The organism is Serratia fonticola, from assembly GCF_001006005.1.
Lineage (GTDB): Bacteria > Pseudomonadota > Gammaproteobacteria > Enterobacterales > Enterobacteriaceae > Chania > Chania fonticola.
This window is the reverse complement of record NZ_CP011254.1, coordinates 43,995-58,901: the sequence shown is the minus strand read 5'-3', so window position 1 is coordinate 58,901 and position 14,907 is coordinate 43,995. Positions and strand designations below refer to the sequence as shown.

Below are 14,907 nucleotides of genomic sequence, written 5' to 3'. Positions count from 1 at the left end.
GTTGGGATTTAAAGTAATGCAAAGATTTACAGATGATTAGTTTTAAATTTCACTAAAACAAGTTTCACCATATGAAGGTGGGCTTGCGTTACCTTTAAATAGACTTATCTATACGGACAATGATGCAATGAATTTTTCTTTTTTAACTGATGAAGATACTTTATTTTTCCATCCTATAAGTGAAGCTGATGCTTTATATTTTCCTATCCAGTCTATGGATGGTGCTCGTTATATTATTACTGAGCAATCCGGCGTTGATATTAACGAAAACGTTGCAGCGGAACGTGTTGATAACGATCTGCATCTGAAGTTTTATGCCGATTCACAGGCACCTTCTACCGTTGTCATCAAGGACTTTGGCCTGACCAACGGCAAAGTTTTCAGCTTGACTAATAATGGCGAATATCGCCAGCATATTTCCAGTGAAAACATGCCAGCTCAAGGGCCGGTAGCCCTAACTAGCGTTTATCTTGGCACACAACAGGAACAGGCAGAAGCGGTTCCTCTGAAGGTGATCCAGCGTGCAGCCAGCTTGCAAACGCTCGAAACACTGGCTGAATCGTTGAACCCGACCAGCAATGTTTCTCCTGAGCTAATGAACGGTGCAACCGTTGCCGATACGTTGCCACAGTCTACTGCAAACCAACTGGAAGATATGGCACTCGTTGCAAAGCCCTCAATCACCACGATCTATGATCAGGTTGGCGGCAAGCAGGGAGCTTTTGCTGGTAACGATACTAACATCACTATCGACGATAAAACGCCAAAGTTCGAAGGTATGGGGCAACCTGGTGCGCAATTGGAAGTACGCCAAGACGGTGAGCTGATTGGTTTTACTGATGTTGATATGAACGGTAACTGGTCGTTTATCCCTTCCGTACCGTTGCAAGAAGGCGGGCATATTTTCTCTGTCTGTGATCCCGCAACCAATCAATACTCCGCTAACAGCATGTTGTTCATCGATACGGTGGCTCCTTTACGTTCTGAAATTTCCAGCGTGGCTGCCGATAACACTGGCACTCATGTAGCGATCAGCAAAAACGGCTATACCAACGATAATACGCCGACCCTGACGGGGAAAGGTGAACCCAACTGTTTGATCGCCATTTACAGCGGTAATGCACTGGTTGGTGCGGTCTATTCGTCATCGTCTGGTCTTTGGGAATTTACACCATTCTCACCACTCCTGGATGGCCAGTACGAATTCAGGGCTGTGGGTATCGATTATTCCGGTAACACCGGCCTGTCTTCCGCCAAGTTCATTTTCACCATCGATACTCTGCCACCGGCTCAACCTCAGATTATCGAGGTTGTTGATAATGTTGGTGCAGTAACCGGACCGGTGCTCAATGGTGCCGCCACGGATGATAATACACCAACGCTAAAGGGGCGCGCAGAAGCAGGCAGCAAAGTCATCATTTACGACAATGGTAACAAGATTGGTGTGGTCGAAACTGATGGGGTAGGGAACTGGAGTTTCGTGCCGGCAGAGCCTATGGATATTGGTTCACACACACTTACCGTAACGGCAACCGATCTTACAGGTAACGTCTCTGAGGTATCGCTACCTTGGAGCATCAATATCGTACTCGGTCAGCCTGATGCACCTATTGTCGACTCGGTCTACGACGATTATGGCGATATCGTGCATAGTCTCGCATCAGGTGATGTAACTGACGATGCTACTCCGATCATTTCCGGTACAGCTGAACCGGACTCTACGGTGATTATTTACGACAATGGCCAGGAAATCGGTCGAGTACAAGTGAATGAGTCTGGAGATTGGAGTTTCATCCCTAATCCTCCGCTGGTTGATGGCAAGCATGACCTGACCTTTGTAACGCTAAACCAGGCAGGCAACTATAGTGAAGCCAGTTCTCCATGGTTAGTGATTGTGGATACCACACCGCCAGATGCACCGACCATTGGCAGCATCTATGACAACGTGGGCAGCCAAACCGGGGAACTACAACCGGGTGACGTGACTGACGACACCACACCGACCTTGAAAGGCCAGGCTGAAGCGGGCGCGAAGGTTGAGATCTACGACCGCGGCCAGAAAATCGGTGAAGTCACCGCGGGCCCTGATGGCAACTGGGCATTCACGCCGGACAGTGAACTGGCGGAAGGGGAGCACAGCTTTACCGTACGTGCGACCGACGCGGCAGGTAACGCTTCCGAGCTGTCCCAACCGTGGGAACTGGAGATTGACATTACGCCACCGGACCAGCCGGGTACAGACGGCAATGGCCCAGGTATCAGCGAAATCTACGACGACCAGGGGACAATACAGGGGCCGATCCTCAGCGGCGGGAGCACAGATGACACCAAACCGACCCTGAGCGGCAAGGGTGAGCCGGGTGACACCATTATTGTGCTCGATAACGGCAACAAGATCGGTGAAACCACCGTTAATAAAGATGGCGAGTGGGAATTTACGCCGGATACCGAACTGAGCGAAGGTGAGCACGAGATCGCGGTGATCATCGCAGACCCGGCGGGTAACCAGTCGAAGCCGTCCGATCCGTGGGTAGTGATTGTGGACACCACGCCACCGGATGCGCCGACCATTGGCAGCATCTATGACAACGTGGGCGACAAAACCGGGGAACTGCAACCGGGTGACGTGACTGACGACACCACACCGACTCTGAAAGGCCAGGCTGAAGCGGGCGCGAAGGTTGAGATCTACGACCGCGGCCAGAAAATCGGTGAAGTCACCACGGGCCCTGATGGCAACTGGGCATTCACGCCGGACAGTGAACTGGCGGAAGGGGAGCACAGCTTTACCGTACGTGCGACCGACGCGGCAGGTAACGCTTCCGAGCTGTCCCACCCGTGGGAACTGGTGATCGACATTACGCCACCGGACCAGCCGGGTACAGACGGCAATGGCCCAGGTATCAGCGAAATCTACGACGACCAGGGGACAATACAGGGGCCGATCCTCAGCGGCGGGAGCACTGATGACACCAAACCGACCCTGAGCGGCAAGGGTGAGCCGGGTGACACCATTATTGTGCTCGATAACGGCAACAAGATCGGTGAAACCACCGTTAATAAAGATGGCGAGTGGGAATTTACGCCGGATACCGAACTGAGCGAAGGTGAGCACGAGATCGCAGTGATCATCGCAGACCCGGCGGGTAACCAGTCGAAGCCGTCCGATCCGTGGGTAGTGATTGTGGACACCACGCCACCGGATGCGCCGACCATTGGCAGCATCTATGACAACGTGGGCGACAAAACCGGGGAACTGCAACCGGGTGACGTGACTGACGACACCACACCGACCCTGAAAGGCCAGGCTGAAGCGGGCGCGAAGGTTGAGATCTACGACCGCGGCCAGAAAATCGGTGAAGTCACCACGGGCCCTGATGGCAACTGGGCATTCACGCCGGACAGTGAACTGGCGGAAGGGGAGCACAGCTTTACCGTACGTGCGACCGACGCGGCAGGTAACGCTTCCGAGCTGTCCCAACCGTGGGAACTGGTGATCGACATTACGCCACCGGACCAGCCGGGTACAGACGGCAATGGCCCAGGTATCAGCGAAATCTACGACGACCAGGGGACAATACAGGGGCCGATCCTCAGCGGCGGGAGCACTGATGACACCAAACCGACCCTGAGCGGCAAGGGTGAGCCGGGTGACACCATTATTGTGCTCGATAACGGCAACAAGATCGGTGAAACCACCGTTAATAAAGATGGCGAGTGGGAATTTACGCCGGATACCGAACTGAGCGAAGGTGAGCACGAGATCGCGGTGATCATCGCAGACCCGGCGGGTAACCAGTCGAAGCCGTCCGATCCGTGGGTAGTGATTGTGGACACCACGCCACCGGATGCGCCGACCATTGGCAGCATCTATGACAACGTGGGCGACAAAACCGGGGAACTGCAACCGGGTGACGTGACTGACGACACCACACCGACTCTGAAAGGCCAGGCAGAGGCGGGCGCGAAGATTGAGATCTACGACCACGGCCAGAAAATCGGTGAAACCACAGCCAATGCTGAGGGTGACTGGGAATTCACGCCGGGCAGTGAACTGGCGGAAGGGGATCACAGCTTTACTACCCGTGCGACCGACGCGGCAGGCAACGTTTCCGAGCTGTCCCAACCGTGGGAACTGGTGATCGACATTACTCCACCAGACCAGCCAGGTATTGACGGCAATGGTCCGGGTATCAGCGAAATCTACGATGACCAGGGGCCAATACAGGGGCCGATCCTCAGCGGCGGGAGCACTGATGACACCACACCGACCCTGAGCGGCAAGGGTGAGCCGGGTGACACCATTATTGTGCTCGATAACGGCAACAAGATCGGTGAAACCACCGTTAATAAAGATGGCGAGTGGGAGTTTACGCCGGATACCGAACTGAGCGAAGGTGAGCACGAGATCGCGGTGATCATCGCAGACCCGGCGGGTAACCAGTCGAAACCGTCCGACCCGTGGGTAGTGATTGTGGACACCACGCCTCCGGATGCACCGACCATTGGTAGCATCTATGACAACGTGGGCGACAAAACCGGGGAACTGCAACCAGGTGATGTGACCGATGACACCAGGCCGGTTCTGAAAGGTCAGGCTGAAGCGGGCGCGAAGGTTGAGATTTACGATCACGGCCAGAAAATCGGTGAAGTCACTGCGGGTCCTGATGGCAACTGGGAGTTCACGCCGGACAGTGAACTGGCGGAAGGTGAGCACAGCTTTACCACCCGCGCGACCGACGCGGTGGGTAACCAGTCTGACGCCTCGGATGCATGGTCAATCACGATTGTCGTTCAACAGCCGGAAACACCGGTTATTGAATCCGTGATGGACAATGTCGGTCCAGTGACGGGGGAGCTAACCTCCGGTGATGTAACCGATGATCGTCGCCCTGTAATTTCAGGCCGCAGCGAGCCTGATGTCACGGTGATTATTTATGACCGAGGTGTCGAAATTGGTCGTACTCAAGCGAACGATCAGGGACTCTGGAGTGTTACTCCAGGAAGCGATCTGCAGGATGGCGAATACAGTTTCACCGCAGTTGTTGTGAATGTCGTAGGCAACAGTAGTACGGCTTCCGATCCGTTTGAACTGATCGTTTATACCGGCAATGGTCCGACTCAGGTTGCCCGCCTCTCGCAGATGGGCAAGGACTCCGGTTTTGACGGCAATGACTTTGTTACCGACAACGGCGATGCCGGGCGTCTGATGCACGGTACGTTGAGTGCAGAACTGGTCGCAGGGCAAACTTTGCAGGTCTCTACTGACGGCGGCCGCACCTGGTTTGATGCCTTGGTAGAAGGGGCGCAATGGGCAGCTCAGGACTTGAACGAGCATGCTGCTAACTGGACGATCCAGACCCGCGTGATGGATCAGTCAGGTAATGCTGGCCACGTGATGTCGCAGTTTGTTGCTCTTGACACCTCTGCGCCGCGAGCACCTGTTGCAGTCAGTCTTGACGGGACTAATCTGCTGGTTGAGTTTGACCCAACCAACGTTGCGGTTGGTGAGCGTATTACCGTGATTGCCGATGGGGGGGCCCAGCGTTTTGAGCATACCCTCACTGCACAGGATATTGCCGCCGGGTCAATGGTGCTGGAAGTCGGGGCAGTGGGTACAGCCAGCGTAGCTTTGGTCGATCTGTCCGGTAACGTGTCGGGTTTTGTTAATACTAGCGGTGCAGCTCCCGGTGTGAATATGGGAGTAACGGGGGATGTGTCCGAAGTCTACGGAAATAACCGCGATAACATCTTCACGGTAGACGATGTCAATGTACTCAACAACGTCAAGCTGATCGAAGGTAACGGCGGCATTGATACACTGAAATTAACCGGGGCGGATCAGGTGTTGGATTTGTCTGCCTGGGCTGGGCGTTTGAGTTCTGTGGAAGTTATCGACATCACGGGTTCTGGCAATAACACGCTGAAGATCTCTCTGGGCGACGTGCTGGATCAGGGCTTCCGTGGCGCATTTATCAACGATGAAAGCGTACAGCTGGCTGTTAAGGGTGATGCGGGTGATGTGGTAATGCTGAGCGATCTGCTGCCTAACGGCATGGATGTGGGGGATTGGGAAAACCTCGGGGAAGTGATCTCGGCGGGTATCTCTTACGATGTTTACCACCACACTGGGCTGGAAGCAGAACTCCTGGTACAACAAGGAGTTACCGTTCAGTTTTCTTAAAGATACTTTATGGGGCTGCACGTCAGCCCCTTTCAATATGACTAATTAATTGCTTATACACCTTGCAAAGTTTGTAAGCATAGCTAGACACATCAAGGAGTTTTTAAAAATGTATTGTAAGAACATCAAAGTCGTTTTGACGGTTTTATTATCACTGCTGCTGGTCCCAAAGGTTTTTGGTCAGACACTACAGCAGATGCCTAAACTAATGGTCTTCGGTGAACAGTATCACGCGTTACCAGTAAGCCTGCCAGATAGAGCTCGCGTCGTTTATTATCGAGTCGGCTCCGGGGAGCAGAAGTTACCGGGTGCCAATGTATATATTAATGGGCATTATCATACTTCATTATTACCAGGTGGCTTTTCCACATTCTGCCTTGCCCCGGGTGAGAATACATTGGGCGCATACCAAAATGATGCGCCATTATACCGCGGTAAAACTGAAGAGCTTTATCGAGTTAAGCTGGAAGCTGGGAAAACTTACTTTATAAAAGTCTCCGATAGTGGAGAGTCAGCGCCTGTCTCTGTTACGCGGGCCGAAGCTGAGCGAGAGTTAACGTATACCCGTGAACAAAAACATGCAGTTTCACGAACCGTTGTTTTAGCTTGTAAATGATAGATATTTAATGGCTTGAGTTACAGAGAGAGGGGGGGGGTAAATCGGTCGCTGACCGATTTATACGTTCCTACCATTGAGTATTGGGTGAGAAAAAAACTAATGTGACGTTTGACGCCGCAGCCAACTCATAGCGGCTAAGCATTCACTATTAGTTGTGTAAAATACTACCCTTATCTGTTGAAATACAACAGATGTCCATATTTTCCGTAATAAGGAATAGAGGGGGTATATGGTTTGAAAATTAATTTCATGGAGAGAGTATGGAGAGGGAGTGTTTTGTCGTAACAGATAATAGTTACTTTTATTTGGGTTTGACTGAATTTTTAAGTGGTTTACCTAATCACTCAATGTCTAAATTGTCATTGAATTCTTTCTGCAAAACAAATGACTATCGAGGTTCCGATTTGTTTTTTGTTTGCTTTGACGATATGTTGTCAAATTTTAAAGCATTATTGTTTTTTGAAAACATAAACAATGATGTAATGTTTTTTTCAAAGAATAATAAAGTGGGAAAACTTTGTTCAAAATTCGGATTTAATGGAAAAAAAATAGAAAAAACAATGGATTTTAATGTAATGTTTCGCAAGAGAGATGAAAGTGGAAGTAGGAGGGAACTATTATCTAAAATGGAAGTTAAAGTCATTACAAAATTGCTCGATGGAGAGTCTAATGTTAATTTTGCAAGAAAAGTAAAACGTTCAGAAAAAACCATATCCCATCATAAAAGAAGAGCTTTGTTTAAGGTTGGGGTAGATGATATAAATTTATTTTATAATAACATAAATAAAGATATTTTCGATATTTTATGAGTTTTTAACGTATTATATTTATAGCCAATAAATTTAAGGTCATAGGCTTGAGTACTTGGGTGTTCAATGAATTTTCAATTTCCGATATCATTTTAGTAAAAGACTGAAGGTTGTACCCAGCAATCTGTGGACTCTATAAAATAATGAATTTCTCTGCGTGTGTCATTTTTAAATTACTCATGATGATGTTACACATCTTCATTAATTACTAGTATATCACTTGAAACTATGGCCAATGCGGTTGCAGTTTCAAGTTTTTTGAGCCTAGTAGTATCTTGACTGTTGGTGTTTTAATTCATTTTTGCACGCTCCTGAGGTCGTAGTTTTAAGACGCTAACATGTCTTTTTTCATACTGGTATGAAGTAATTAAATGAAACGGTAAATCTCTCAAGCCATTAACATTGGGCTGTGTAGGGTTAATATCAAGGCTCAAAACAGCCTATCCCATCCTGAATTGCTGAAAAAGGTAAGAGGATTCATTTAGTACTGGTCCTACTCTATTTCATTTAAATTCGAACACGCCTGACAGACACAAAAGCCGTGAGTATTTAAAGTATGCCTCATAGCAAATGTGAGGACGAGATTAATTTTCCTGATTTCCTCTCTCACATTTTACAGACATTGCTGCCATTGAATAAATCGCTGCAAAAGTCCGTGCCGATTGAGTTATCACAGGATTACTAACATGCATTCAGAAAAAGAACGCCTGAAACAGAACGATGATTCACTTACGCTTCCGCCCCCTGAACGGGTCGTAGATACGCTGCTTGAATGCACGTTGTGGATGTGTGAATACCAGGGTTCATCCCGTAGCGCTGAAAGCCTCTGCGCAGGGTTACCTAAAGGAAATCAACTGACTCCATCACAGGCTCTTAGTGCGTTGAATAATGCGGGCCTGACTGCGGGAACAGTTCGTCGGCGGGCACACGAATTCTCTTCGCATCTGATGCCTATCATATTGTTACGTAAAGATCGTGGAGCGGCAATTCTGCTTGCTTCTCGTCGTGATGAAGAAGGTAAGCTTCGTTTTCAGATAATTTTTCCCGAAATCGGAGTTGATTCACCGGTAGAGATAGACCAGCAGGAACTCTCAACCTGGTATGCAGAACATGCCATTCTGGTCAAACCTAGCGCACAGGTCGATTCCCGTGCCGGTGAAGAAACACCGCATTCCGCTGGGCATTGGCTGTTCAGCACATTATGGCGTTATCGCAGCTATTATCGCAGTGCAGCGCTTGCCGCCGTCGTCGTCAACATTCTGGCGCTAGCCAGCATATTTTTTACGATGAATGTCTATGATCGCGTGGTACCAAATCAGGCTTATGTCACGCTTTGGTCCTTGGCTATCGGCGTGGCTATTGCCATGTGTTTTGAAGCCGTCACTCGCTTTATCCGAGCAGGTTTATTGGATATGGCGGCTAAAAAAGCCGACCTGGTTTTAGGATCTCGGTTGTTCCGCCAGGCATTGGGTGTGCGAATGGAGCACAAACCCCCTTCTGCCGGGGCTTTTGCCAACCAATTGCGAGAATTTGAATCGGTACGAGACTTTTTTACCTCGGCTACCTTGGCTGCTATATCAGATTTACCGTTTGTTCTGCTGTTTGTCGGTGTGATCTTTGTTATTGGTGGTCCACTGGGGTGGATCCCACTCATGATGATACCTTGCATCATCATCATAAGCGTGCTTATTCAGTGGCCATTGGCTCGAACCATGCGTGAAAACCTGCGTGAGTCGTCACTCAAACAAGGAGTATTGCTGGAATCCATAGAGGGGATGGAAACACTCAAAGCCGTTAGTGGAGAAGGGCATATGACACGTCGCTGGGAAGCGTTCAGTGCGGCCGCTGCCAGTACCTCTATGAAGTCACGCCAGCTTACCAGTACGGCATTGAATCTGGTGACGTTCCTGCAACAGTTGCAGACAGTCATTATTGTGGTAGTTGGCGTTTATTTGATTGGTGATGGCTCTCTTTCTCAAGGGGCTTTGATCGGGACGGTGATGTTGGCCGGGCGTGCAACGGCACCGCTGACACAGGTCGCTGGGTTAGCAGTGCGTTTCCAGCAAGCCAAAGCGGCGATGGCTTCTTTGAACCGCCTTATGGATATGCCACTTGATCGCGAGATTGATAAAAAGTATTTGCCATTGCCTTCACTACAGGGGCGATTGGAACTTAAAGGGATCAAGTTTGCTTACCCTGCACCGCCAGATAAACCTAATCAACCAGTACTAGAAGGGATAAATGTTTCAATCGAACCTAACGAGCGGGTAGCGATACTGGGGAAAATAGGCAGTGGTAAATCGACTTTACTGCGTCTGATCGCCCGCCTTTATCAACCAACTGCTGGGCAGATGATGATTGGGGGGATCGATGTTGCACAGATTGACCCGGCAGACTGGCGGGGAACCGTAGGATATGTTGGCCAGGAGGCGCGCTTGTTTTACGGTACGCTGCGCGAAAATATCATGATTGGTCGTCCAGAAGCCTCCACCGATGAGCTTTTGCGAGTTTTGCAACTGACAGGATTGGATCAGATTGCGCAGAAGCACCCTATGGGGATCAACCTGCCTATCGGCGAAATGGGAGAAGGGCTGTCTGGAGGACAACGTCAATTAGTTTCTTTGGCACGTAGTCTGTTGGCCCGTCCACAAATGCTGTTATTGGATGAACCTACAAGTGCTATGGATACGCAAACTGAAGCCGTTTTTATGGCGCGACTGAATAACGCGACACAAGGCCAGACGCTGGTATTAGTGACTCACCGGACTTCATTACTCAATCTGGTTGACAGGATTTTGATTGTCGATGAAGGGCGTATCGTAGCTGACGGGCCAAAAAATGAAATTATCGCTGCTTTGACCGCAACGGGCGATCGTGAATCAGTGGATAAAACTTCTGCTAAAACGAAATAAATTATTCACTTTGAAACACATAAAGGAATAGAGACATGTTTAATAAACTACGGAGCCGCTTTAAGCGTGCTCCAAAACCTGCCCCTTTGCAAGCAGGTGATGCAGCATTTATGAGTGATTTACGTGAGTCATTGCTTATTCAGTCTGCACCAGGCTCCCGTGCTGTTTTATATATTATTTGTATCATTATGGCTACAGGGATCACTTGGGCCCATTATGCGGAAGTTGAAGAAATTACCCAAGGTGAGGGGAAGATTATTTCAAAAAGCCGTGAACAAGTTATAGAAAGCCTAGAAGGTGGGATAATTGAAGAGATGTTGGTACGCGAAGGGGATATTGTTGAGAAAGGGCAGCCTTTGCTAAAAATAGATCCAACCCGAGCAAGCTCTACTTACCAGGAAATGAATGCCAAGCTGATGGGGTTAAAAGCCATGATGGCGCGGTTGGAAGCTGAGGCTTATCAAAAGCCGCTGAAATACCCAGAGGAATTACAAAAGTATCCTTTGATGATGGAACAGGAAACAAAAGCTTATGAGTCACGGAAAAAATCTCTTGAGGACAGTTTGAATGCATTGCAACGCAGTCGCGATCTTATTTTGAAAGAGATCTCCATGACTGCGCCATTAGCTGCGCGTGGTTTGATCTCGGAAGTAGAGCTTCTGCGTATGAGGCGGCAGGCTAATGACTTGGATATTCAGATCGTCGAGCGTCGTAATCGCTACCAGGGTGAGGCGAATGCAGAATTGACCAAAGCCGAACTTGAAGTTGCACAGTTGATAGAAGGGCAGGTAGGTCGCAAAGATGTTCTTACCCGAACCACTATTTATGCCCCTGTTTACGGGACGGTGAAAAACGTTACCATCAGCACGATTGGTGGTGTTATCCAGCCGGGGGGGGACATTATGGAAATTGTTCCGCTGGAAGATCAACTGATTGTAGAAGGGCAGATTAAACCGCAGGACGTGGCTTTCCTTCGCCCAGGGCTTCCGGCAACCGTTAAAGTTTCCGCTTATGACTATGGTATTTACGGCGGCCTGAAAGGAACCGTGGTGCACATAAGCCCTGATACATTACAAGATGAAAAAAAATTAGCAGCCGGTCGTCCAGATGCCATTTATTATCGGGTTCAAATACTCACTGATACCAGTTGGCTTGAATCTTCTGGTAAGAAACTACCGATTATTCCTGGCATGACCGCCACTGTAGAAATCCGTACAGGAACCAAGACAATCTTGGATTATTTGTTAAAGCCAGTATTTAAAGCTAGAGAAGCATTTCGCGAGAGATAATACATTATGAAATTAACTAAAATTAAAAATAATTTGTTAAAGCCTCGTGCTTTAATGTTGAATGCGTCAATGCGTGTTTTACTGTGTGCGAGTATAGCATCTTCATTTACTCTGCTTGCTCAGGCTAATACGCAGGATATCGTCCTTATTGCAGCGGAGGATGAGCCTCGCCACGGTAAGACTTCATCATGGAGTTTGTCTTCAGCTTCAGAAAAAACAAAAGATACCGAGATTCGCGGTACTTTTGGGGAGTATCGGCTAATAGCCGAGCAGGCACAGAATTTATCTCCAAGTAAAAAGGCAGTAGATAAAGAAGAGATTAAGACCGCTGCATCCTCCAAAGCCGCAGCCTATGTATCACGTCAAAAGCAGGTATCTCGTCAAGACCGTGAGCGTGGTGAGATGAGCAGTAGTGCTTTTAAAACTATTCTGGCTGGTGCTTTAAAACAGGCTATAGCACATAGCCCTTCGCTGAAACAAAACAGTGCAGAGCTTGGTGCCGCAAATGCTGATGTGCGTGAAGCCGAAGGACAACGCTGGCCACAAATTGACGTCAGTGCCAATTCTCGTTCAAGATCGTTAGGCCGCAGTACTAATCCTGCAGCTCAGTCAGTTAATGTGAATATGACGACGACTGTCTACGATTGGGGACGCACTGATAAATTGATCGATAGCCGAAAAGAGCTTGGCGTAGCAGCAACTCAAAAGTATATGGTTACTGTAGAAACGTTGGCGCAGGACGTCGCCATTACTATTTTGGAGAAAGAGAAGGCGAGCCGGGCAACGGCTATCAACCAACAATATGCTGAACGGATGAAACAATTAGTCGATATGTTGGGGGATATAGTGGCGGCGGACAGTGGACGTGCTAGTGAGTTGGTGCAGGCGCGTGCCAGATTATTGGAAGCAGAATCCGGTCGAGATGCATGGCAAGCCCGGGAGAGGGATGCTGAAATAAAACTGCGTAGGCTGATTGGCAAAAATAATGTCAAAATCCCCCAGAATATTAATTTTACGCTGCCGGATATCGAGCTGAACCAACTGCTGTCAGTTGCTCAGAATCATCCCGCTTTATTGCAGGCAGAAGCAGAAGCAAAAGCGTCTAAGCTTCAGGCTGAATCGCTGCGTGCTGCAGAAAAACCACAAATAAATTGGGTAGTGACGAAATCAACAGGTAAGGATGATTTTGGCCGTGAAGATCCTTGGCAGACCATGGTAACTGTCAGTTGGCCTGTCTTCCGTGGCGGTTCTGCCACTGCGGCCAGAGAGGCTGCACTGCTGAGAGCTGAAGCTGAACTCGAGGTGAAAGAAAAACAACAAATGGATCTGGAGTTTGAAGCACGTGCCGCAGTTCAGGATGCTAATACCTTGCTGACAAGGGCAAATCTCTATGTCAATTTGATTGAGGAAACAGCAAAGGTTAAGGCTGCATTTTTTGACCAGTGGTACCATCTTGGCCGTCGGACACTGCTTGATGTTCTGATTGCTGAAAGTGATTACAACAATAATCGTGTCAACGAAGTTTCATACCGTTTTGACAGTTATCTTGCCGTATTAAAAGCCTATGGAAGTACGGGGATGTTAAGCCGCTGGTTACTTGATGATATGAATAACTTTGAGCGGTAAGTTGCGCAGGATCTCCACTGAACGTCTGGCAGTTTGTGGGAAAGTCGTCAACGCGAGCATTTTAAAGTCGACGGAAATTATTTCTGTCACTTTTGAGGTTACGTTGTGTGTTTTATCCTACTTGAATTGATGAGTGGAACCGGCTCTTCGGGGGACTCTTTTCTCTCTACCTGCCATAGCAACATTTGGCATATATATCCTATGGGTTTCAAATTGCAGTTATGTGATTAAATACTGTTAACAACGCTGCAGATTAAAAGACGGCGGGTATAGAACGATGCGATAGTACTTTTTAATGGAGTGCTAAGGATATAATTATTACTGATTGGATGAATTATGAATTATGAATTATGAATATTAATATTGTTATTGCTGACGATCACCCGGCGATACTCTCTGGTATCTCATATGAGTTATCGGCAATCCGTACGCTAAGTATTGTCGGGAAGGCGATTAACTCAACAGGGATCCTTGATGTATTAAATCGGACTGACTGTGATGTTCTTATAACAGACTATGTAATGCCAGGGGGTACGGCTGGAGATGGCATGGCCATGCTTTCTTTCTTAAGGCGCAACTACCCAGAGTTAAAAATTATTGTCTTTACTATTATAGATAACCCGGCAATTGTGGCCGAAATACTCAAGTTGGGGGTGGGTTCAGTGTTGAATAAGGTTGAAGATATTGGCCATGTTATCTCTGCCATACATGCTGTCTATGCGGGGGCAACCTATATCTCACCTCATTTCAAGTCAGTTGCACAAGGCTTGGGGGGGAATATGGTTTCGCGTACGACTAACTATAAACTAACAAGGCGAGAGGCTGAGGTTATCAGGCTGTATGTCTCTGGGATGTCTGTAAACGATATTGCTAGCCAGTTAAAGCGAACAAAACAAACGATCAGTTCGCAGAAAACCAGTGCTATGCGGAAACTTCAGATCTCGAGGGATGCTGATCTGTTTCGCTTTGCTTTTGAAACGGGTTTAACCAGTGTAGGCTAATTAGGATGTTGCTAAATTGTTAAGGTGCCTGTGTTATTTCAGTAACATACTGATGGCAAGGAAAGACACATGTCCCAACTCTTCGATTTCGATATGGCCCTAAAAGCACCACGGATGGCCAAGTCTTGACAGCTAAAGATGACATCTTAACTCTGTTGATCAAACAGTTAACAAAGGCAGCTTTGGGCTGCTGAGCTTGACTCTCATCTGGCTCAGGAGATTGATGCCAACCGTAAAAATGGGTCAACCAAAGAGACGGTAAAAACGCCCACTGGCGTTTTTTAACTGGCGACGCCTCGCGACCCAAGTGGCTCTTTTGAACGTCAGTTGGTGATAAAGTGATAACGCTTTAGTGCTTTTTACGTGACGCTGAGTTGTGAATACTCTCTAAATTATCAGCATACTAACCGTTTGGAGCAGCTTCTTGTTCATATGGTCCGCTCATGAGACTGCACCATGGGGAGAGT

7 protein-coding genes and 1 pseudogene are annotated in these 14,907 nt (G+C 48.2%); all 8 read left to right on the top strand.

Going from position 1 to position 14,907, the window contains the following annotated elements; genetic code table 11:
- Nucleotides 1-214 precede the first annotated feature (214 nt).
- Nucleotides 215-6,184 (top strand): Ig-like domain-containing protein, encoded by a 5,970-nt coding sequence (locus WN53_RS00235; protein WP_046807979.1) that lies wholly within the window; start codon nucleotides 215-217, stop codon nucleotides 6,182-6,184.
- 109 nt (nucleotides 6,185-6,293) lie between these two features.
- The gene (locus tag WN53_RS00230) at nucleotides 6,294-6,800 is read left to right on the top strand and encodes a hypothetical protein (protein ID WP_024486409.1); all 507 of its coding nucleotides are present in this window, start codon (nucleotides 6,294-6,296) and stop codon (nucleotides 6,798-6,800) included.
- Nucleotides 6,801-7,063: 263 nt separating this feature from the next.
- Complete coding sequence (locus tag WN53_RS00225; RefSeq protein ID WP_024486408.1) at nucleotides 7,064-7,612, top strand: LuxR C-terminal-related transcriptional regulator; 549 nt, start codon at nucleotides 7,064-7,066, stop codon at nucleotides 7,610-7,612.
- A 686-nt stretch (nucleotides 7,613-8,298) separates the two neighbouring features.
- Nucleotides 8,299-10,524, top strand: a complete 2,226-nt coding sequence (locus WN53_RS00220; protein ID WP_024486407.1) for a type I secretion system permease/ATPase — start codon at nucleotides 8,299-8,301, stop codon at nucleotides 10,522-10,524.
- A 35-nt stretch (nucleotides 10,525-10,559) separates the two neighbouring features.
- Nucleotides 10,560-11,813, top strand: a complete 1,254-nt coding sequence (locus WN53_RS00215) for an HlyD family type I secretion periplasmic adaptor subunit (RefSeq protein ID WP_024486406.1) — start codon at nucleotides 10,560-10,562, stop codon at nucleotides 11,811-11,813.
- Between the two features lie 6 nt (nucleotides 11,814-11,819).
- Nucleotides 11,820-13,439, top strand: a complete 1,620-nt coding sequence (locus WN53_RS00210; protein WP_024486405.1) for a TolC family protein — start codon at nucleotides 11,820-11,822, stop codon at nucleotides 13,437-13,439.
- 350 nt (nucleotides 13,440-13,789) lie between these two features.
- Nucleotides 13,790-14,440: a response regulator gene (locus tag WN53_RS00205; RefSeq protein ID WP_024486404.1), complete on the top strand. Its 651-nt coding sequence runs from the start codon at nucleotides 13,790-13,792 to the stop codon at nucleotides 14,438-14,440.
- A 69-nt stretch (nucleotides 14,441-14,509) separates the two neighbouring features.
- Nucleotides 14,510-14,722, top strand: a pseudogene (locus tag WN53_RS28860) (IS256 family transposase); the annotation flags it as partial.
- Nucleotides 14,723-14,907 lie beyond the last annotated feature (185 nt).

Excerpts from the sequence above, each read along its gene's own strand:
- WN53_RS00235 (WP_046807979.1), top strand. The coding sequence starts at position 215 with ATGGATGGTGCTCGTTATATTATTACTGAGCAATCCGGCGTTGATATT.
- WN53_RS00230 (WP_024486409.1), top strand. The coding sequence starts at position 6,294 with ATGTATTGTAAGAACATCAAAGTCGTTTTGACGGTTTTATTATCACTG.
- WN53_RS00225 (WP_024486408.1), top strand. The coding sequence starts at position 7,064 with ATGGAGAGGGAGTGTTTTGTCGTAACAGATAATAGTTACTTTTATTTG.
- WN53_RS00220 (WP_024486407.1), top strand. The coding sequence starts at position 8,299 with ATGCATTCAGAAAAAGAACGCCTGAAACAGAACGATGATTCACTTACG.
- WN53_RS00215 (WP_024486406.1), top strand. The coding sequence starts at position 10,560 with ATGTTTAATAAACTACGGAGCCGCTTTAAGCGTGCTCCAAAACCTGCC.
- WN53_RS00210 (WP_024486405.1), top strand. The coding sequence starts at position 11,820 with ATGAAATTAACTAAAATTAAAAATAATTTGTTAAAGCCTCGTGCTTTA.
- WN53_RS00205 (WP_024486404.1), top strand. The coding sequence starts at position 13,790 with ATGAATATTAATATTGTTATTGCTGACGATCACCCGGCGATACTCTCT.